This window comes from Aureimonas sp. D3, from assembly GCF_001463805.1.
GTDB lineage: Bacteria > Pseudomonadota > Alphaproteobacteria > Rhizobiales > Rhizobiaceae > Aureimonas > Aureimonas ureilytica_A.
Genome location: NZ_BBWM01000034.1, coordinates 61046 through 80094 on the forward strand (window position 1 = coordinate 61046; position 19049 = coordinate 80094).

Annotated in this window: 21 protein-coding genes and 1 pseudogene; 9 read left to right on the forward strand and 13 right to left on the reverse strand. The window is 65.2% G+C overall.

Features of this window, described 5'->3' with window-relative positions:
* Positions 1–11: 11 nt before the first annotated feature.
* From AUL36_RS09535 to AUL36_RS09545, 3 genes are all read right to left on the reverse strand, one after another.
* Positions 12–1022 carry an LLM class flavin-dependent oxidoreductase gene (locus AUL36_RS09535; RefSeq protein WP_062220032.1) on the reverse strand — a complete coding sequence of 337 codons (1011 nt, stop codon included), beginning with the start codon at positions 1020–1022 and terminating at the stop codon, positions 12–14.
* Between the two features lie 208 nt (positions 1023–1230).
* Positions 1231–2451 (reverse strand): argininosuccinate synthase, encoded by a 1221-nt coding sequence (locus AUL36_RS09540; protein WP_062220034.1) that lies wholly within the window; start codon positions 2449–2451, stop codon positions 1231–1233.
* Between the two features lie 45 nt (positions 2452–2496).
* Positions 2497–3372: a phosphatase PAP2 family protein gene (locus AUL36_RS09545; RefSeq protein WP_062220036.1), complete on the reverse strand. Its 876-nt coding sequence runs from the start codon at positions 3370–3372 to the stop codon at positions 2497–2499.
* A gap of 658 nt (positions 3373–4030) precedes the next feature.
* Here AUL36_RS09545 and AUL36_RS09550 point away from each other — a divergent pair.
* Both AUL36_RS09550 and AUL36_RS09555 read left to right on the forward strand, forming a co-directional pair.
* Positions 4031–4669, forward strand: coding sequence for a LysE family translocator (locus tag AUL36_RS09550; protein ID WP_062220038.1), 639 nt, complete (start codon positions 4031–4033; stop codon positions 4667–4669).
* A 26-nt stretch (positions 4670–4695) separates the two neighbouring features.
* Positions 4696–5085, forward strand: a complete 390-nt coding sequence (locus tag AUL36_RS09555) for an EamA family transporter (RefSeq protein ID WP_062220040.1) — start codon at positions 4696–4698, stop codon at positions 5083–5085.
* Between the two features lie 15 nt (positions 5086–5100).
* On the opposite strand, the gene AUL36_RS23740 is transcribed toward AUL36_RS09555, so the two are convergent.
* A complete protein-coding gene (locus tag AUL36_RS23740) occupies positions 5101–5637 on the reverse strand; it encodes a hypothetical protein (RefSeq protein WP_210168848.1) in 537 nt (178 codons plus the stop codon).
* Positions 5638–6212: 575 nt separating this feature from the next.
* Here AUL36_RS23740 and AUL36_RS24590 point away from each other — a divergent pair.
* Positions 6213–6365 (forward strand): annotated as a pseudogene (locus AUL36_RS24590) (EamA family transporter); the annotation flags it as partial.
* Positions 6366–6371: 6 nt separating this feature from the next.
* On the opposite strand, the gene AUL36_RS09565 reads toward AUL36_RS24590, so the two are convergent.
* Positions 6372–7031: a glutathione S-transferase family protein gene (locus tag AUL36_RS09565; RefSeq protein WP_062220042.1), complete on the reverse strand. Its 660-nt coding sequence runs from the start codon at positions 7029–7031 to the stop codon at positions 6372–6374.
* Between the two features lie 180 nt (positions 7032–7211).
* On the opposite strand from AUL36_RS09565, the gene AUL36_RS09570 reads away from it, so the two are divergent.
* Positions 7212–7676 (forward strand): GNAT family N-acetyltransferase, encoded by a 465-nt coding sequence (locus AUL36_RS09570; RefSeq protein WP_062220044.1) that lies wholly within the window; start codon positions 7212–7214, stop codon positions 7674–7676.
* Between the two features lie 50 nt (positions 7677–7726).
* On the opposite strand, the gene AUL36_RS09575 is transcribed toward AUL36_RS09570, so the two are convergent.
* The 6 genes from AUL36_RS09575 to thpR all read right to left on the reverse strand — a co-directional run bounded on the left by AUL36_RS09575 (position 7727) and on the right by thpR (position 11778).
* Positions 7727–7951, reverse strand: coding sequence for a BrnA antitoxin family protein (locus AUL36_RS09575; protein ID WP_062220046.1), 225 nt, complete (start codon positions 7949–7951; stop codon positions 7727–7729).
* A gap of 4 nt (positions 7952–7955) precedes the next feature.
* Positions 7956–8402 carry a hypothetical protein gene (locus AUL36_RS09580; protein ID WP_062220048.1) on the reverse strand — a complete coding sequence of 149 codons (447 nt, stop codon included), beginning with the start codon at positions 8400–8402 and terminating at the stop codon, positions 7956–7958.
* Positions 8399–9619: a 23S rRNA (adenine(2503)-C(2))-methyltransferase RlmN gene (gene rlmN / locus AUL36_RS09585; RefSeq protein WP_062220050.1), complete on the reverse strand. Its 1221-nt coding sequence runs from the start codon at positions 9617–9619 to the stop codon at positions 8399–8401. Before rlmN ends, AUL36_RS09580 begins: the two co-directional genes overlap by 4 nt.
* Before the next feature lie 215 nt (positions 9620–9834).
* Complete coding sequence (locus tag AUL36_RS09590) at positions 9835–10335, reverse strand: invasion associated locus B family protein (protein ID WP_374700756.1); 501 nt, start codon at positions 10333–10335, stop codon at positions 9835–9837.
* A gap of 288 nt (positions 10336–10623) precedes the next feature.
* Positions 10624–11094, reverse strand: coding sequence for a YkvA family protein (locus AUL36_RS09595; protein ID WP_082655741.1), 471 nt, complete (start codon positions 11092–11094; stop codon positions 10624–10626).
* A gap of 90 nt (positions 11095–11184) precedes the next feature.
* Positions 11185–11778, reverse strand: coding sequence for an RNA 2',3'-cyclic phosphodiesterase (thpR, locus tag AUL36_RS09600; protein WP_058636162.1), 594 nt, complete (start codon positions 11776–11778; stop codon positions 11185–11187).
* Positions 11779–12011: 233 nt separating this feature from the next.
* Here thpR and AUL36_RS09605 point away from each other — a divergent pair, with 233 nt between their 5' ends.
* Positions 12012–12632: a GNAT family N-acetyltransferase gene (locus AUL36_RS09605; protein WP_156418323.1), complete on the forward strand. Its 621-nt coding sequence runs from the start codon at positions 12012–12014 to the stop codon at positions 12630–12632.
* A gap of 13 nt (positions 12633–12645) precedes the next feature.
* On the opposite strand, the gene AUL36_RS09610 is transcribed toward AUL36_RS09605, so the two are convergent.
* Complete coding sequence (locus AUL36_RS09610) at positions 12646–13299, reverse strand: arylesterase (protein WP_062220054.1); 654 nt, start codon at positions 13297–13299, stop codon at positions 12646–12648.
* Positions 13300–13397: 98 nt separating this feature from the next.
* Here AUL36_RS09610 and AUL36_RS09615 point away from each other — a divergent pair, with 98 nt between their 5' ends.
* From AUL36_RS09615 to AUL36_RS09630, 4 genes are all read left to right on the forward strand, one after another.
* On the forward strand, positions 13398–14132 hold the full coding sequence (locus tag AUL36_RS09615; protein WP_062220056.1) for an ABC transporter ATP-binding protein: 735 nt from the start codon (positions 13398–13400) through the stop codon (positions 14130–14132).
* A gap of 98 nt (positions 14133–14230) precedes the next feature.
* Positions 14231–16723: an ABC transporter permease gene (locus AUL36_RS09620; RefSeq protein WP_192843815.1), complete on the forward strand. Its 2493-nt coding sequence runs from the start codon at positions 14231–14233 to the stop codon at positions 16721–16723.
* A 197-nt stretch (positions 16724–16920) separates the two neighbouring features.
* Positions 16921–17703 carry a Bax inhibitor-1/YccA family protein gene (locus AUL36_RS09625; RefSeq protein WP_062220058.1) on the forward strand — a complete coding sequence of 261 codons (783 nt, stop codon included), beginning with the start codon at positions 16921–16923 and terminating at the stop codon, positions 17701–17703.
* A 156-nt stretch (positions 17704–17859) separates the two neighbouring features.
* A complete protein-coding gene (locus AUL36_RS09630) occupies positions 17860–18417 on the forward strand; it encodes a GNAT family N-acetyltransferase (protein WP_062220060.1) in 558 nt (185 codons plus the stop codon).
* A gap of 105 nt (positions 18418–18522) precedes the next feature.
* Here the strand turns inward: AUL36_RS09630 and AUL36_RS09635 are convergent, their stop codons facing one another.
* Positions 18523–18861, reverse strand: a complete 339-nt coding sequence (locus tag AUL36_RS09635) for a DUF2794 domain-containing protein (protein WP_244493385.1) — start codon at positions 18859–18861, stop codon at positions 18523–18525.
* Positions 18862–19049 lie beyond the last annotated feature (188 nt).

Genomic DNA, 19049 nt, shown 5'->3' on the forward strand with positions numbered 1-19049 from the left:
AACAATGCCGCTTATTCGGCCGCCATGGCCGACGCGCCCAGAGACAACATCGCTTCGGCCGCGATGGCGAAGGAGCGCACTCTGGCCCGGTGGTCGTGGATCTGCCCGGTCAAGATGAGTTCGTCCGGCTTGTAGCGCTCGATCAATGCGGCAAGCCCTGTCTGAACCGTCTCGCGCGAACCCGACACCGACACCCGCAACGCCTCATCCACACCCGGCCGGAAGGCGGGGTCGATCACCGCGTCGATATCATCCACGGGGCGGGGAAGCGGGCCGGGATGGCCCGAGCGCAGATTGGCGAAGGCCTGCTGCATGGAACTCTTGAGGCGCAACGCCTCCCGGTCCGTTTCGGCCGCGAAGACATTGGCCGCCAGCATGAAGTAGGGCTTGTCCAGCGTCGGCGAGGGCCGGAACGTCTGGCGATAGACCTCGATCGCATCCTCCAGCGCGCCCGGCGCGAAATGCGAGGCGAAGGCATAGGGCAGGCCGAGATGGGCGGCGAGCTGCGCGCCGTAGAGGCTGGAGCCGAGAATCCAGACGGGCACATGGGTGCCGACGCCCGGCACCGCGCGCAGTCGCTGGTGCGGCGCGGCCTCGTCGAAATAGCTCATCAACTCCACCACATCCTGCGGAAAATTGTCGGAGCTTTCCAAGTTTCGGCGTAGCGCACGGGCCGTCAGCATATCCGTGCCCGGCGCACGGCCGAGACCCAGATCGATGCGACCGGGATGAAGCGTGGCCAGCGTCCCGAACTGTTCGGCGATCACCAGCGGCGCATGGTTCGGCAGCATGATGCCGCCCGCACCAACGCGGATGCGGCTGGTGCCGGCCGCGACATGGCCGATCACCACCGCCGTCGCCGCGCTGGCAATGCCCGTCATGTTGTGGTGTTCGGCCAGCCAGAAACGGTTGTAGCCGAGCCGCTCGGTCTCGCGTGCGAGGTCCAAGGTGTTGCTCAGCGCATCGGCCGCGGTGCTGCCGTCCGGAATGGGCGAAAGGTCGAGAACGGAATAGGGAATCATCGTTCGGTCACCATATGGTTTTCTCCCAAGTGGGGAGGATGGTGGACGATGTGAAGACCGGGGAGCGAAAGCGGGCGGCGGAGCGGGCCGCTGCGGCGCTGGCTGCGCCGGGCGCTTGCGCCTCCAGCAGAGCGGCATCGAACGCGCTTCGATGCCATGCAAAAGGCCGACGGATCGCTCCGCCGGCCTCGTCTCTCAGGGGATGGGATCAGAGACCGTTGCGCTTGGCGAGCGTGCGCAGGCGGAGCGCATTCAGCTTGATGAAGCCGGCCGCGTCCTTCTGGTCGTAGGCGCCCTGGTCGTCCTCGAAGGTGACGAGCTTGTCGGAGTAGAGCGACTTGGGGCTCGTGCGGCCGGTGACCATGACATTGCCCTTGTAGAGCTTCAACGTCACCTCGCCCTCGACATGCTCCTGGCTCTTGTCGATCAGCGCCTGCAGCATCTCGCGCTCGGGGCTGAACCAGAAGCCGTAATAGATCAGCTCGGCATAGCGCGGCATCAGATCGTCTTTCAGATGCGCCGCGCCGCGATCCAGCGTGATGCTCTCGATGGCGCGGTGCGCGGCCAGCAGGATCGTGCCGCCGGGGGTCTCGTAGACGCCGCGCGACTTCATGCCGACGAAGCGGTTCTCGACCAGATCGAGACGGCCGATGCCGTTATCGCGGCCCAAATCGTTGAGCTTGGCAAGCAGCGTGGCGGGCGACAGGCGCTCGCCATTGATCGACACGGCGTCGCCGCGCTCGAAGCCGACCGTGATGATGGTCGCCTTGTCGGGCGCGGCCTCGGGCGAGATCGTGCGCATATGGACATATTCCGGCGCCTCGACGCTCGGGTCTTCCAGCACCTTGCCCTCGGAAGAGGAATGGAGGAGGTTCGCGTCCACCGAGAAGGGGGCCTCGCCCTTCTTGTCCTTGGCGACCGGAATCTGGTGCTGCTCGGCGAACTCCAGAAGGTCGGTGCGCGACTTGAAGCTCCAGTCGCGCCAGGGGGCGATGATCTTGATGTCGGGGTTCAGCGCATAGGCCGAAAGCTCGAAGCGGACCTGATCGTTGCCCTTGCCGGTCGCCCCATGGGCGATGGCGTCCGCGCCGGTGCGCTTGGCGATCTCGATGAGATGCTTGGAGATGAGCGGGCGGGCGATCGAGGTGCCGAGCAGATAGACGCCCTCATAGACGGCGTTGGCGCGGAACATCGGGAACACGAAGTCGCGCACGAATTCCTCACGCACGTCTTCGATGAAAATCTCCTTGATGCCGAGCATCTCGGCCTTGCGGCGCGCGGGCTCCAGCTCTTCGCCCTGGCCGAGATCGGCGGTGAAGGTGACGACCTCGGCGCCCAGCTCCGTCTGGAGCCATTTCAGGATGATCGAGGTGTCGAGGCCGCCGGAATAGGCGAGAACCACCTTCTTGACGTCGCGCGGAAGAGCCATGTTTCGGAAAGTCCCCGGAAAGATGAAACTGCCTTGGGGCTTATCTCAGGCGGCGGCGCGAAGAAAGAGCCAGCGCGTCCGCACCCATGCCATTCGGCCGGTCGAGGTGACATGCCGGGCCGCGCCGAGCAGCGGCTCGCGCCATTGCCCGTCCACACCGGCGTCGATCCGCGCACCATAGGCATGGGTGATCGAGCGCAGCGCCAGAATCGTGGTGGCGACGATCAGCCAGGAGATCACGACGTCGGACAGGAAATGGCTGCCGAAGGCAATGCGATTGAGAGAAAAGACGAGGCCGGGCAGCGTGAGGGCGAGAGCGACCGGCGCCCGCCAGCCGCGCGGCGCGAGATAGGCCAGCGCCAGCATGGCCATGGCCGAGGCCGCCTCGCCGGACGAAAAGGAGCAATTGCTGTGGCAGGCGTTCGAGATCTGCCAGGGCAGGGTGAAGGTCTTGTTGCCGCCGAAGAGAAGAATATGCTCCGGCCGCGCGCGGCCCATCGTATTCTTCAGAATATGGACGATGCCAAGGCAAGCAACGAGATAGACGCCGAGCACATGAAGCAAGGCGTGGGGCGGGGGAAGGCGCGAGCGAGCGCCCCAGACGCCGCGCCCGAGAAGCGCCACCAGAAGGGCGACCGCGATCCAGATCGGCAAGGCGCGGTTGAGATCGCGAATGGCGAGCAGCGTCTCGTTGCGCGCCAGCGGAAAGCCCTCGCCCGGAACAGCGAAAAGGCCGGATACGGCGAGGTCCAGCCCTGGAAACAGTGCGAAGGTGAGGCTGGCGAGAGCCAGAAGCACGAGGAGGGTGGCGACCGGCGCGCCTTGCGCGAGCGCCAGAGCGGCGCGGAGAGGGTGTCGCCGCGCGGGCGTACGGATGCGGGGTCTGCACCGATCGAAAGCCGACCCATCCGCCCAGATCATCCGCCCGCTCCCGTTGTCGATTTCCTATGAGGCGCGGGAGAATCCGCGCGAAGCAGGGTCCCAATACCAGAGGCGGCTTAAGGCTTTTTATTAAATCGATGTCATCTTCATGAAGAATACTTAGAGATACTGAATATCACCCAGGAGGAAAAGTAGAGCTGGTCCGAAGGGAGAGCGCTGCTCCGACCCACGCAACCGCCGGAGTGGAAGGCGGTGCCATGTCGAGGGCCGCAAAGCATTGGTCGCCACCATCCTTCCGGCGCCTTGGGTTCGGTCAGGCGCGGCTTGGCCTGCAGCCCGCAGGCGCTTGCCCCCGCCAGCGGAGCGCATGGTCGCAGGCTGTCCCCTGACGGGAATCTCGAGCGAAGGGCAGGCGAGGAAACGGTCCCTCACGTTGGCGTGGAACCGAACCTGTGCCGCGCCTCGGCTGATAGGGAGGGCGGTGTCAACCAACCCGAGACCGCACAGGCCGATAGGATGGAGGTCGTCCGCTGCCCTCGAGCCGTTGGGCAGAGTTCATCCTGATGATGCCGCGCCGTGCCCCGTCGCCAAGCTTCAGCCAGCCGCCGCCACACGGAATTGCCGCCCGCAAGATTCCGGTTGCCAGCCGGTCGGTTTCGCGCGAATCCAAAGGGCCTCGCGCTCGAAAGACACGCTCTTGACCTTTCTGCCCGAATTCTCCGCCCTGCTTGCCTTCACGCTGGCCGCGATCGTTCTCACGGTCACGCCCGGCCCGGACATGACCCTGTTCCTCGGGCGCACCCTCGCGCAGGGGCGGCGGGCCGGAATCGCCGCCATGCTAGGGGCCTGCTCGGGCGTTCTCGTCCATACGACGGCGGCCGCGATCGGCCTGTCGGCTCTGGTGGCGGCCTCGCCGGAAGCCTTTCTGGCGCTGAAGGTCGCGGGCGCGGCCTATCTCGCCTGGCTCGCCTTCGGGGCGATCCGCAACGGTTCGTCCTTCTCGCTGGACAAGGAAGCCGTGCCGCCGCAATCCTTCTTCCGCAACTGGCTCACGGGCGTCGGGATCAATCTTCTGAACCCGAAGATCATCCTGTTCTTCGTCACCTTCCTGCCGCCCTTCGTGGCGGCGGGCGATCCCTATGCCGGGCAGAAGCTCTTCTTCCTGGGCGTGTATTTCATCGTGATCGCCGTGCCCATGTCGATCGGCATGATCTTCGCGGCCGATAGCATCGCCGCCACGCTCAAGCAGAAGCCGAGCGTCATGCGCGCGATCGACTGGCTGTTCGCCTCGGTCTTCTCCGCCTTCGCGGTCCACATCCTCCTAGCGCGCGCCTGACGGGCGCCGGGCGAACAGCGTTGGTCATGAACTGGTTCGGTTGGGCGCTGGCCTCTGCCGCCTTCGCGACGCTGACGGCGATCTTCGGGAGGATCGGCGTGTCCGGCATCCAATCCGACTATGCCGCATTTCTGCGTACGCTGGTGATCCTCATGCTGATCGCGGGCATCGTGAGCGTCGGTGGCCATTGGCGCAGCCCGGCCGAACTTCCCGGCCGCTCGCTCGCCTTTCTCACTCTGTTCGGCCTTGCCACCGGGGCGTTCTGGCTGTGCTATGGGGTTCGAACTCGCGACCACATGATTGAGAGCTCAGGTCGAACATTAAGAAAATCAACACTTAAAGCAGAGACGCAAAAATATCTCACCTTCTCAATCGATCTGAACAATTCGAGGTTTAGATTTTCTGTCGCAGAATAGGCAGCATTCAGCAGATTATACGGCCAGCTTTTTAAATTTTTCTGGCAGTAAATTTGAAATTATGAAGACAGGCAGGCCAAGACCAACTCCAAGGACAATGTAAATAATCGACATTTCTAATATGACAAACCTCGTTCCAAAAATTATATGATATTTTCCGTAGCCATGTATTGTTTCCATTCTAATATCGCCGAAGTGAGTGAAGAAAGCTAAGCCAAATAGAGCGACACCGCCGATCATCGAAGGTAGCTTTTCTGTTTCAGATTTGCTCAGTTTTAGGTCAGAGCCATGTTTCATGCTAAATCTGAAGACTTTCAAAAGGTAGCGCATGTTAAATATCACGCAAATTAAAGAAATCAAACTGAGCAGAGCATACCTGTATCCCAAGCAGGATTCACCTGTATTGAGGTTCACTGCATTTGTATGAATTACATTTGGAAGTATTTTGAATGCGATGGGGAATGATATATCTGAAATAAGGATAATAATTTTTTCCGGAGCCATTAGAAGAAATAACGCGGCGAATGCTATCTGGATACATGTGTCACGCATGAACTTCCAATATAAGACTCTTTGGAATGTAGGTGGTCCATATAATAATTTTTTGATTGGAGGGCTTTTTTGATGGGAATAAGTTGCGTTCATTTGATCGGTTTCAATAATATTAAAGTTGCATATTTTTTAGAGAGTCGTCTATGACGTGCGAATTTATGCGGTGTGACTTCCAGGAACTTTGCAAAGAAAGGGGGTGCTTTCAAAGTTAAGATATCTTAATATTCTTGGTTGCGACATTTGAAAAATGTTTTTATTAAAATATTATAAACATATTATAGAATTCCGTAGATAGGTCTAGAAGCGTCATAATCTACTTATGTGGTTGCGGCCGGATGCAATGCCCAGCGTAATCAGTATGCTTCCCGCCTCTCGCTTGGGCCCCCCTTGTTCCTTCGCCGCTGTCGAACCATGCCACCATCTTGCCGATCGCCGCGTCCGCCATTTCGGGATGGCGCGCGAGGTGTTGCTTCCGGATCGTGTTCGCGCAGGCGGCCATCTCGGCCACCCGCCGGCGCGCCTTGGCGGCCGACAGCCGACGCTCCAGCGTGGGGCTTTTGTCTCGCGCTTCAGAGGGCCAGGCGGCTCAGGTCGCTCCGATCGACAAGCTGTCCGTCGTGCTCGTGGCCGTTTTCGGCGTCCTGTTCCTGTCGGAGCGCTTGAGCCCCATCGGCTGGGCCGGTGTCGCACTGATCGCGCTCGGCGCGGTTCTGGTGGCTTGGCGATAGCGGGCGTCAGGCATAGGCATAAGGCCCACCGCGTGCGAGGGCTGCTCCGTAGGCCGGGCGGGCGTGGATGCGCTCCAGAAAGGCCGGCAGGTTCCGCCGGCCCTCGAAGCCGACGCGCGAGCCCGCCGCCTCCAGCGGGAAGCTCATCATGATGTCGGCAAGCGTCATGTTCGGCCCGGCGAACCAGCCCGTGTCCACCAGCGCCGCATCCCAATAATCGAAGAGATCGGCCAGGCGGGGGGCCAGCAAATGCTGGTCTACCCCGCGCATCAGCGCTTTGGCGACCGGGCGCACGACGAGCGGGGCTTGGGCCGGGATGCGGGCGAAGACGAGCTTCATGAAAAGCGGCGGCATGGCCGAGCCCTCGGCATGATGCAGGAAATGCTGCATCCGCCACCAGTCGGGCGAGCCGCGCTCGGGCTGGAGCTGGCCCGCGCCATAGGTCTCGGCGAGATAGGTCACGATCGCGCCCGTTTCGGCAAGCGTCAGGCCGCCATCGGTGAGGACGGGCGACTTGCCGAGCGGGTGGACCTGTTTCAGTTCTGGCGGCGCGGCGAGCGAGGGAAGGCGCTTGTAGGACTTCACCTCGTAGCGCAGGCCCAATTCCTCCAGCAGCCAGAGGATACGCTGCGAGCGGGAGTTTTCGAGATGGTGGATCGTGATCATCTGCGCCTCGGCTTCCCTACCGTCCGATGCGCCTGAACCTGCGCCGCGCGCTCGCGCCGCGGGTAGCGCATGGGCGACCCCTGTAAAGCCGTAGAGCTAGGGCGGTGTTGGCAAAAGAGGATGGAGGGGCAAGAGCTAGGACGGCTTGCTCGTCGGCCCGTTCTGGCCGAACGTCGCGTCATGAACGACGCTCCCACTTTTTACCTTCGTCTCGCGACGGATGCCGACCGCGAGGCGGTCAACGCCGTCTGGCACGCCAGCGCCAGCCTTCCCTCGGTCGGCCTGCCGGCCATGCCGAGTCGGGCGGCCCTGCGTGCGCGGCTGGATGTCGAATGGGTGTCGGGCTGGCGCGTGACACTGGCGGAACGGGGGAATGAGATTCTTGGCTTTGCCGCGCTGAAACCCGCCGAGGCGATGCTGGATCAGCTTTTCGTGCATCCGGATGCGCTGGGGCAGGGCGTCGGGGCCGCGCTTCTGGACCATGCCAAGGCGGCGATGCCGGAGGGTTTCACGCTCTACACGATCTCGGCCAACACGCGGGCGCGCGCCTTCTACGAGGCGTCGGGCCTGACGCTCCTGCGCCATGCCCCGCATCCGCAGCGCTTCTATTCCATCACCTATTACGGCTGGGGAAACGCGATCTGATCTCGCGGCAGGCACCTCGCTCTTGCGGGAGCGAAGAGGTGGCGTTCCTCTTAGTCCAGCCCGGCCGCCTGACGCAGGGCGGCGTTGATGCGGTCCTGCCAGCCGGGGCCGTCTTCCTGAAACTTCTCCAGAACGTCGGCGTCGATGCGCAGCGTCACGCTTTCCTTCACACCCGGCACGCGCGGCGCTTCCGCCACGCGGGCGACGGGCTTGGTGGTCGCGGATTTGAACGCCGCCTCGGCGGCATCGCGCGGGTTGATCGGGCGTCGGGCCATCGGGTCAGTCCTTCGAAGGGGCGGCGGGGGGAAGGCGGGCAACGGCTGGGCGGCGGCGGCCCGCGCCGTGGCCGGCCACGATCCAGTAGGTGAGGGCGAAGGCAAGCCCGGCGACGATCGTCGCGGTCTGCACTCGCATGTCGGTGGCGGCCGTGCCGGCATGGGCGGCGATGGCCCCGCCGACGAGACCTGCGATGAGATGGATCAGAATGGAGCGCAGGCGCAGCGCCTCGCTCAACACCAGAAAGACCAGAAAGGGCACCAGCGCCGTCCATCCGACCTGCGCGGCCTGCAAGGTGAACAGGAACGCGAGATCGACGACTTGCGCGGGGTTGCTCATGGCCGCGCCGGGCAGTTCCACGAAGGGCAGGATCAGCGCCGCCGCTCCCGCGCAGCAGGCGAGAACGAAGCCCATCGGGATCAGAAACAGAATGCGCAGGACGGCGCTCACACCGCGACAGCCGCCTCCAGCGCCAGACGGTCGCCGCGCTTCATGCGCTCGGACTCGGACTTCAGCTGCCCGCAGGCGGCGAAGATATCCCGACCGCGCGGCGTGCGGATCGGCGAAGCGTAGCCGGCCTGATTGACGAGTTCGGCGAAGCGCTCGATCTGCTCCCAGTCCGAGCATTCATAGGGCGAGCCCGGCCAAGGGTTGAACGGGATCAGGTTGATCTTGGCCGGGATGCCCTTCAGCAGGCGCACCAGCTCGCGCGCGTCGGCCAGGCTGTCGTTGACGCCCTTCAGCATCACATATTCGAAGGTGATGCGACGCGCGTTGGAGAGGCCCGGATAGGCGCGGCAAGCGTCCATCAGCTCCTTGATCGGATATTTCTTGTTGATGGGCACGAGCACGTCGCGCAACTCGTCCGTCACCGCATGGAGCGAGATGGCGAGCATGACGCCCATCTCCTCGCCCGTCTTCGGGATCATCGGCACGACGCCGGAGGTGGAGAGCGTGATGCGGCGCTTGGACAGGGCGAGCCCGTCCCCGTCCGAGACGACGGACAGAGCCGACTTGACGTTGTCGTAGTTATAGAGCGGCTCGCCCATACCCATCATCACGACATTCGACACGAGCCGGCCGTCGGACGGCACGATCGCGCCCTGCGGGGTGGACGCATCGGGAAAGTCGCCCAGGCGCTCGCGCGCCGTCAGAACCTGCCCGACGATCTCGGACGGCTCCAGATTGCGCACGAGGCGCTGCGTGCCCGTGTGGCAGAAGGTGCAGGTCAGCGTGCAGCCGACCTGGGACGAGACGCAGAGCGTGCCGCGCCCTTCCTCGGGGATATAGACGGTCTCGATCTCGACCGGCCGGCCGGCCCCGCGCGAGGGAAAGCGGAACAGCCACTTGCGCGTGCCATCGACCGAAATCTGCTCTTCCACGATCTCGGGCCGGCGAATTTCGAACTGCTCGTCCAGCGCCGCGCGCAGGTCCTTCGAGACATTGGCCATCTGGCCGAAGTCCGAGACGCCGCGCACATAAAGCCAGTGCCAAAGCTGCTGGACGCGCATCTTCGCCTGCTTGGCGGGAATGCCGGCCTCGATCAGCGCCGCGCCCATGTCCTCGCGCGACAGGCCAAGCAGTGAACGCTTGGCGGCGGCCGGCTCGGAAGCGGCGGCCGGGCGAGGGCGGGCAGTGGCGTCGGAAAGGTTGATCGTCGCGCTCATGGGGCAAATCCCGTCGCGCGGCATCGTGCGGGGCCACGCTGGTCTCAAAAAGGTCGGTCAGGCTCGGATCGAGATCAAATGAGCCCAATTGGCCGAAATCGCAAGTCCCCCCGAGCTTCAAGCTTGATTTCGAACGCGAAAAGGCCGGCCCGGAACTGTCCGAGGCCGGCTTGGGAGAGATGCGTGTCAGGTTGCGACAGGCTCGCGGCCTGCGCTTACTTGCACTTGGTGATGGAGTTCAGCGCCGCCGTCACGCCGGCGAGCGAATAGGTGTAGTTGGTCTTGGTGCCGCGCTGGGACACGGCGTCCACCTTCAGCGACTTGCCGTTCTTGAGAGCCGCAACGAGCTTGGGCTCTTCGGCGGCGTTCTCCATCCAGGCGCTTTCGCCGCGCACGAACATGTTGAACTTCTTGCCGTCGACATCCACCACGACCTTGGAGCCTTCGCGCAGCGGATAGCCCATCACGACCTGCGGCTCGTAGGAGGTCTTGGCGCCCGGCTTCTGCGAGACGAGGAAGAAGATGTCGCCGTGATCGACGCTGGCGGGCTGCATCGTCTTGGGCGTCGAGAGGACGTAGCAGACCTTGCCGCCGCTCGCATCGTAGGAATAGCTGCCCCAGTCGTTGAACTGGTTCATGCGCGTCGGCGTCTGCGCAGCCTGCGCCGCGCCCGAGAGCAGGAGCAGAGCCGCTGCAGCCGTCAGTAGATGTTTCATGGAGATCCTCTCCTGTCGCAAACCCGATCGCCGCGCGCTTCGATCCGTTCGAATCCGCACGAATTCATCGTGCGTATGGTGAACGAAACCCCTTTCCACAGGGTAAACGATCTGGAAACCGGAGGGCGGGAATGGTCGCAAACCCGTGTCCGGTCCCTATCGCCGGGCCGGTTCGGCCGGTCCTTCGAAGGCGGTGAAGCCTCGTGGAAGCGGGTAAATGGGGCATCAGTGTGTTGAGACCGGGGAGAAAACCGGCCCGCCGCGCTAGGGAGCGCCGAGCCGACAGGTTCACACCTGTTTCGCTTGCCCCTCGGCCGGCGCTTCGTCCGGCGTCAGCACCTCGCGCGCCTTATCGTAATGCTCGGGGCGGATGTTGTTGCGCACGGCCGTGAAGGCGGCGAGCAGAATGGCCATGTCGTCGGTATAGCCAAGGCCGACGATGAAATCGGGAATCGCGTCGAAGGGCAGCACGAAATAGGCGAGCGCGGCCAGAAGGATGCCGCGCGAAGCCGCCGGCGTCTTGGAATCCAGCGCGCAATAATAGGAGGCGACGACATCCTCGGCGAAGGGGATATGGCGCATGGCGCGCTTCATGGTCTTGAAGAAGCCGCGCCGCACGCTGGCCTCCTGCTGGCGCTGCTCGGCCTCGGAGCCCGGCGGCAGGATTTCACCGACCAGCCCCTCCGGCAGGGGCGCGAGCGTTCCGGCCGGTGCCGTGCCTGCGGGGATCTCGGACATCTCGTCGCCTTTGTCGCTCATACCGCGCTTTCTCCTGAAGACCCGACCGATATGGGGCGGGCTTTCGCGTTTCGAAAGCGGGCCCGAGCGGCCCGCCCCCGAAAGACGCGATCAGCGGAAGGCGGGTTCCAGAAACGCGCCGCCGAGCGACGCTTCGCGCGCGGTCGAGCCGCCTTTCAGCGGGAAGGCTTCTTCCAGGACGTAAGGCCCGCCGCCCACCGAATCGCGCGAGGACAGGAGAACGAAGCGCCCGACCGTGAAGGGCGCGGTGCGAAAATCGCCCCGACCGGCGAGATAGCGGGCGACATCCTCGTCCTTGGCGTTGCGCAGTCGGGCGAGCGTCACATGCGGCGTGAAGCGGCGCGGATCGGGGGCGAGCCCGACGCGCCGGGCCAGCTTGTCCATCTCGTCATGCAGATGGTCGAGCGCGCGCGAGGGCTCGACGCCCGCATAGACCGAATGCGGCTTCTTGGAGCCGAAGGCTCCCATGCCGCGCAGGGCGAGAGGAAAGGACGCCTGATGCACCCGGTCCAGCCCGGCGACCAGCTCGTCGGCCGTGCGCGCATCGACATCGCCGAAGAAGCGCAGGGTGATGTGGTAGTTCTCGGCGTCGATCCAGCGCGCGGCCGGCAGGCCGCCGCGCAGGAAAGACAGGCTCAGCGCGGCGTCGCGCGGGATCTCGAGGGCGGTGAAAAGTCGCGGCATGCGTGAGATCCTTCCCGCTGTGAGGGGCCATCTCATGCCGGGCGTCCCTTCGGGCGTCCCCGCGAGCCGATGGCCGTCTATGCCATTCCATCTTCATGATGTTCATCACGCGCGCCTGACTTCAAGGTGACGCATGGGAGCCATGCATGTTGCCGGATTGCTGTTGCTGCGTTGCACTCTTAACCAATGGATAACCCGGGCCGGTCTCGGCTCCTGTCACGCAGTCTCTCGCCATGTCCTTGATCCAGCCTCCCCACCGCTCCGGTCCGTCCGACGCGGCGGTGCATATCCGGCGTCTGCGCCGGTCCGACCGGGCGGAATTCCTGGCCCATCTTCTGCGCCTCGATGGTGAATCGCGGCGTATGCGCTTCGGATCGGCGGTCAATGACGGGTTTCTGACGCGCTACGCCCAATCGACGCTGGGGTCGGGCGGCATGGCCAAGGGCCTGTTCATCGACCGCACGCTGCGCGGCGTGGCGGAGCTGCGCGAGATCGACTCGCCCATGCCCGAGGCCGCGTTTAGCCTAGAGCCTCTCTGGCAGGGGCAGGGCTATGGAACGCGCCTCTTCTCCAGCCTGGTGGACGGCGCGCGCAATGCGGCGCTGCCGCATTTCAAAATTCAGTGCCTGCGCGATAATGTCGCCATGCAAAGGATCGCGCGCCGGCACGAGGCCGAGTTGCAATTTGCCGAGGGTGAGGTGGTTGCCGAACTGCGCCATCCCGGCGGCGACTTAGCCTCGCTCCTGCGGGAAGCGAGCGAGGAACATTTCGCTCGCAGCCTCGCGGCCGCCGACCGCGCGCTGTATCGCATAGCCGCCGAAGCCGGCGTCGATCTGCGCCTGCGCCGGACCTGACGCGAGAAACGGCCTATCCCTTCGCCAGAACGTCTTTGACCAGCGGCAGCATCCGCTCCACCACCACGGCCACCCCGTCCTTGTTGGGGTGCATATAGTCGGCCTGGTTCAGCGCCGCGACGGACGCCACCCCGTCCAGAAAGAACGGGTAATAGGCGACGCCATAGGTCTGGGCGAGTTCGGCATAGATCGGGTTGAAGCGCCGGGCGTAGTCCTCGCCCATGTTCGGCGGGCTGATCATGCCGGCCAGGATGACCTTCGTGCTTGGGCGCGCGGTCAGGCGTTTCAGGATCTCGTCGAGATTGCGCTTGGTCACATCGGGCGCGATGCCGCGCAGCGCGTCGTTGGCGCCGAGTTCCACGATCACGAGATCGGCGCTTGTCGGCACCGACCAGTCGAGCCGGGCAAGGCCCCCGGTCGTCGTGTCGCCGGATACGCCGGCATTCACCACCTTCACGTTCAGTCCCGCCTTGGCGAGCGCGGCCTGAAGCTGTTCGGGAAAGGATTCGCCCGGACCGACGCCGTAGCCCGCCGACAGACTGTCGCCAAAGGCGATGATCTCAGTGGGGTCGGCCGGCGCGGCCGATTGCGCCTGCGCGGAGGCGAGCGCGCCCCAACTGGCGAGGCCGATCGTCACGAAGGCGAGAAGCTGTTGGAACCGACCCATGTGCCATCCATATCTCAAGGACTGCGAAATTCTGGCGACCGCGTTCGACCGGACCCACGTCCGGCGCCGTTCCATCGCCATATAGGAAGGCAAGGCGCGTGGCAGAACCGGCGATCCGATTACGAAAGGTTCATCTGACGCTCGGCCAGGGCCGGGGCGCGGTGCATGTTCTCAAGGGAATCGACCTCGACGTGGCGCGCGGCGAGAGCGTGGGCATCGTCGGCCCGTCCGGTTCGGGCAAATCGACGCTGCTGATGGTGCTGGCCGGTCTGGAGCGGGCCGACACGGGCGAGGTGGAGATCGCGGGCCAGCCGCTTCAGGGCCTCAGCGAGGACAAGCTCGCCGCGTTCCGGGGTCGCCATATCGGCATCGTCTTCCAGTCCTTCCACCTGATTCCCAACATGACGGCGCTCGAAAACGTCGCCGTGCCGCTGGAACTCGCGGGCCATCGGAACGCCTTCGAGCGGGCGGAGGCCGAGTTGCGCTCCGTCGGCCTCGGCGCGCGCGTGTCGCACTATCCCGGCGAATTGTCGGGCGGCGAGCAGCAGCGCGTGGCGCTGGCTCGCGCGCTCGCGCCCGAACCCGCGCTCCTGATCGCGGACGAGCCGACCGGCAATCTCGACGCCGACACGGGCGCGCAGATCGCCGACCTTCTGTTCGCCGAGCAGAAGCGGCGCGCCATGACCATGGTGCTCGTCACACATGACAAGACCCTCGCCGCCCGCTGCGGGCGCGAGGTCGCCGTGCGTTCGGGCGAGATCGAGCGGGATGGCTTTGCGCCCGCTCGCGCCTCGGCGATGCCGGAACCGATGGTGGCGGAGGCCGCGCGGTGAGCCGCGCCGCCAGCGTTCCGGCCGCCGGCGCTGCCATCTCGCCGCCCGCTCGCCCCTCCGGCACGTTGAAGCTCGCTTGGCGTTTCGCGTTGCGCGAGATGCGCGGCGGCGTGCGCGGCTTCGTGATCTTCCTTCTCTGCCTGACGCTCGGCGTCGCCTCCATCGCCGCCGTCAACTCCGTGTCGGAGATGATGACATCTGGCATCGAGCGGGAAGGGCGCACGATTCTGGGCGGCGACATGCGCTTCGGCCTCAACGGGCGCGAGGCGAGCGAGGCCGAGAAGACCTTCCTTGCCCGCTTCGGCACGCTGGCCGAGACCGCCAATCTGCGCTCCATGGCGCGCCTGCCCGATGGCACCAACCAGACGCTCTCCGAGGTCAAGGCGGTGGACGGGCAGTACCCGCTCTATGGGGCGGTCGAAACCGACCCGGCCGCGCCGCTCGGCGACCTCCTGGCAGAGCGGAACGGCCGCTTCGGCGCCGTCGCCGCGCCGGAATTCTTCGACCGTTTGGGCATCGAGCCCGGTGCGACCGTGCTTCTCGGCGGCATCGAGGTGGAGCTGCGCGGCCGGCTCACCCGCGAGCCCGATGTCCTGTCGGACGGTTTCATCTTCGCCCCGCGCCTTCTCATCTCAGGCGAGGCGCTGCGCGCGAGCGGGCTGATCCAGCCGGGCTCGCTGGTCGAATACGACTACAAGCTGCGCTTCGCCGACCCGGCGCTCGACCCCGCCGGCGTCGAGGCGCAGGCCAAGGCCGAGTTTCCGCAGGCCGGCTGGAGCATTCGCGACGCGCGCGAGGCGGCGCCCTCGCTCCAGCGCAGCATCGACCGCTTTTCGCAATTCCTGACCCTGGTCGGGCTCACCGCCCTGATCGTCGGGGGCGTGGGCATCGCCAATGCCGTGTCGGCCTATCTCGACGGCAAGCGCACGGTGATCGCCACGTTCAAGAGCCTGGGCGCGGGCGGCGGCTTCGTGGTCTGGATCTATCTCATCCAGATCGGGCTTCTGGCGAGTCTCGGCATCGTCGCCGGCCTTGTGCTCGGCGCGCTCGCGCCCTTTGCAGCGGCCGGCTTTCTGGAAGCCTATATCCCGGTTTCGACGCACCCGTCGGTTTATCCCGGCGCGCTCCTGCTCGCGACCGCCTTCGGCTATCTCACGGCCTTCGCCTTCGCGATCCTGCCTCTCGGGCGCACGCGCGACATTGCGGCCACCGCCCTGTTCCGCTCAAATGAGGGGCCGGGCGCGCTTCGCACGCGGCTGAGCTATGCGCTGACAGCCGGCGCGCTGGCGCTGGGCATTGCGGGCCTCGCCTTCGTGATGGCGGGCGACAAGCGCATCGCTTCGGTGTTTCTGGTTGCGACCGCCGTCGCCTTCGTCGTCCTGAGACTGGTCTCGGTCGCTATTCGCACGCTCGCCGCGCGCCTGCCGCGCGTGCGCTCCACGCCGCTGCGCCTCGCCATCGGCAACATCCACCGGCCGGGCGCGCTGACCCATTCGGTGGTCCTGTCGCTCGGCCTTGGCCTGACGCTGCTGGTCACGCTGGCGACGATCGACAATGCGCTGCGGCGCGAGATCGGAACCAGCATCGCGGCGCGCGCGCCGAACTTCTTCTTCGTGGACATCCAGTCCGCCGAGATCGATCCGTTCCGCGCCCGCATCGCGGAGCTTGCGCCCGGCTCCTCGCTGGATGCCGTGCCCATGCTGCGCGGGCGCATCGTGAAGCTGAACGGCACCGATGTCTCGCAGCTTCAGGTGCCGCCCGAAGGGGCCTGGGTGCTGCGCGGCGACCGGGGCGTGACCTATGCCGCCGCGCCGCCCGAAAACACCACGGTCACGCAAGGGCAGTGGTGGGCAGCGGACTATGCCGGCGAGCCGCTCGTTTCCTTCTCGGCCAAGGAGGGCGGCGAACTCGGGCTTAAGCTCGGCGACACGATCTCCGTCAACGTGCTCGGCCGCGAGATCACGGCGCGCATTGCCAATTTCCGCGCGGTGGAATGGGAATCCATGTCGATCAACTTCGTCATGGTCTTCTCGCCCAACACGTTCGCGGGCGCGCCCCATGCCTGGCTCGCCACGCTTCAGATGCCGAACGCGACGGGCGACGGCGAGCGCGCTGTCCTGCGCGGCATTTCCAACAGCTTCCCCGCCGTCACCACGGTGCGCGTGAAGGACGCGCTGGACGCGGTGAACGCGCTGGTCGCCCAGCTCGCGCTGGCCATTCGCGCGGCGGCCGCCGTGGCGCTGGTCTCGTCCGTCCTTGTCCTGTCGGGGGCGCTGGCGGCGGGCAACCGGACGCGCGTTCATGATGCCGTGGTGCTCAAGACCTTGGGCGCGACACGCGGCACGCTGATCCGGGCCTATGTCGCGGAATATATGACGCTCGGCGCGGCGACGGCTCTCTTCGCCATCGGCGCGGGCGCGCTGGCGGCCTGGTATGTGCTGGCTCGCGTCATGCGCCTGCCCTTCGCTTTTGATGGCGGCGTGGCGCTCGGTGTCCTCGCGGTCGCCCTCGTGCTGACGGTCGGTTTCGGCCTTGCCGGCACATGGCGGGTGCTTGGCCAGAAGGCCGCGCCCGTCCTGCGCGAACTCTGACCCGGCCCCCAATTTGGCCTGATGGAGGAAATTTAATGGCTGCAGCGTCCCGAAACGGCACGCTGCGGCCCTTTCCGCCCTTGTTCGTTCCGGCTCCTCTTCGCATATTCAGAGCAAGAGGGCTTGGCTGGACGTCCCGCCAGCTAGGCCCGGCCGGCAACGGCCGAGAGGGCGGGATGCAAGAAAGGAAACTGTCCATGGCTGACAAGTGGAACAGCGGCACACGCAGCGTCCCCCTGTCGCGGGGCCGCGCGGACGTCGCCATCGATCAGGGCCTGCGGAGCTACATGCTCCGGGTCTACAACCTCATGGCCATCGGCCTCGCCATCACCGGCGTCGCCGCCTACGGTCTCTTCTCCATGGCGACGACCAGCGATCCGTCGCTGGCGGTCGCCTCCATTCATGGCGTGGGGCTGACGCAGCTCGGCGTCACGGTCTTCACCTCGCCGCTGCGCTGGGTGCTGATGTTCGCACCGCTCGCGCTGGTGATGTTCCTGTCCTTCCGGGTCGACCGGATGAGCACGCAGACCGCGCAGGCGACCTTCTGGGCCTATGCCGCGCTGGTGGGCTTCTCGCTCTCCACGATCTTCCTCGTCTACACGCAGGAATCGATCGTGCAGGTCTTCTTCGTGACGGCGGCTTCCTTCGGCGCCCTGTCGCTCTTCGGCTACACGACGAAGCGTGACCTGTCGGCCATGGGCTCGTTCCTGATCATGGGCCTCTTCGGCCTGATCATCGCCTCGCTCGTGAACATCTTCCTGGCGTCCTCGGCGCTCAGCTTCGCCATCTCGGCCATCGGCGTCCTGCTCTTCGCGGCTCTCACCGCCTGGGACACGCAGCGCATCAAGGAACTTTACTGGGAAGGCGACGACACGCTGGTCGCCGGTCGCAAGGCCATCATGGGTGCGTTGACCCTCTATCTCGACTTCATCAACCTGTTCATGTTCCTCCTTCGCTTCCTCGGCACCAGCCGTAACTAAAGCCAAGGGGAACCGGACGGTTCTGAGACAGGGGCGGCCTTCGGGTCGCCCTTTTTCGTATGCGCCGTGCGGATTGGGATGGGGCATTTGACGGATTGAGACGGACGCCGCGCCCGCTTATGGTCCGCCCGGTTCACTCCGTAAGGCATCCCATCCATGAGCGCGTTCACCCTTCGCGAGGCCACTCTCGCCGACATTCCCGCCCTGTGCCGCATCTACGAACACGCGGTTCTCCATGGCACGGCGACCTACGAGCTGACCCCGCCCGACGAGACCGAGATGACGGCGCGCTTTCTCAATCTGACGCGGCAGGACTATCCCTATCTCGTCGCTTGCAATGCCGAGGGGCGCGTCGTCGCCTATGCCTATGCCGGCCCGTTCCGGGCCCGCCCGGCCTATCGCTGGTCGGTGGAGGATTCGATCTATCTGGAGCCGGAAGCGCAGGGCCAGGGCATCGGCACGGCGCTGCTCGGCCGCCTTCTGGAGCTGTGCGAGGAAAAGGGCTTCCGGCAGATGATCGCGGTGATCGGCGGGGCCGAAAATCACGGCTCCGTCAAGCTGCATCAGAAGCTCGGCTTCAAGCCGATCGGCCTGTTCGAAGGCTCGGGCTTCAAGTTCGGGCGCTGGATCGACACGGTGCTGATGCAATACACGCTGAACGGCGGCAAGGAGACGCTGCCGGATGAAAGCCGCTATCCCGGCACGCTGGTCTGAGCCCGTCCATTAGGTGGGGCTGATAGCTCCATGAGATGCACGGTCGCCGCCTCGGGCGGCCGTTATTGGGTATGTAGGACTAATCTGAGTGCCGGAATGTCCCGCTCAGGTGTCGGCCAGCTTCAGCGACTTGTCGAACACGCGCAGCACCTGCGGCAGGTCCTGCCCGCGCTTCATCACCAGCCCGCCGGCGGCGTGGACGCTATAGGCCCCCTGGCGGCGCGCCAGTCGCGGCTCCTTCTCGATGCGAAACAGCGGCATTTCGGAACTGCGCCGGAAGATGGAGAACACGGCCCGGTCCTTGAGCGTGTCGATGGCGTAATCGCGCCATTCGCCTGCCGCCACCATGCGCCCGTAGATTCGAAGGATTTCGCCGAGTTCGTGCCGGTCGAAGCTGACGACGGGCAGGGCGTTGGCAGCGCGCACCTCCGAGAGGTGGATCAGCGAGGCGGAGCGTTCGGTCGTGGGTTCGGTCAATCGCAATCCCTCCGGGGAACGCCGCAGGGCGCGGCGAGCCCTTCATCATCCTGTCATGGAAATGGGACCGCGCGAAGGGTGTTGCAACCGGACAGGCCGGTGGCGCAAGCCTCGGGGCAGCGTATCGGCTGAGCCGCTGCGCTCGGGAGCGAGTC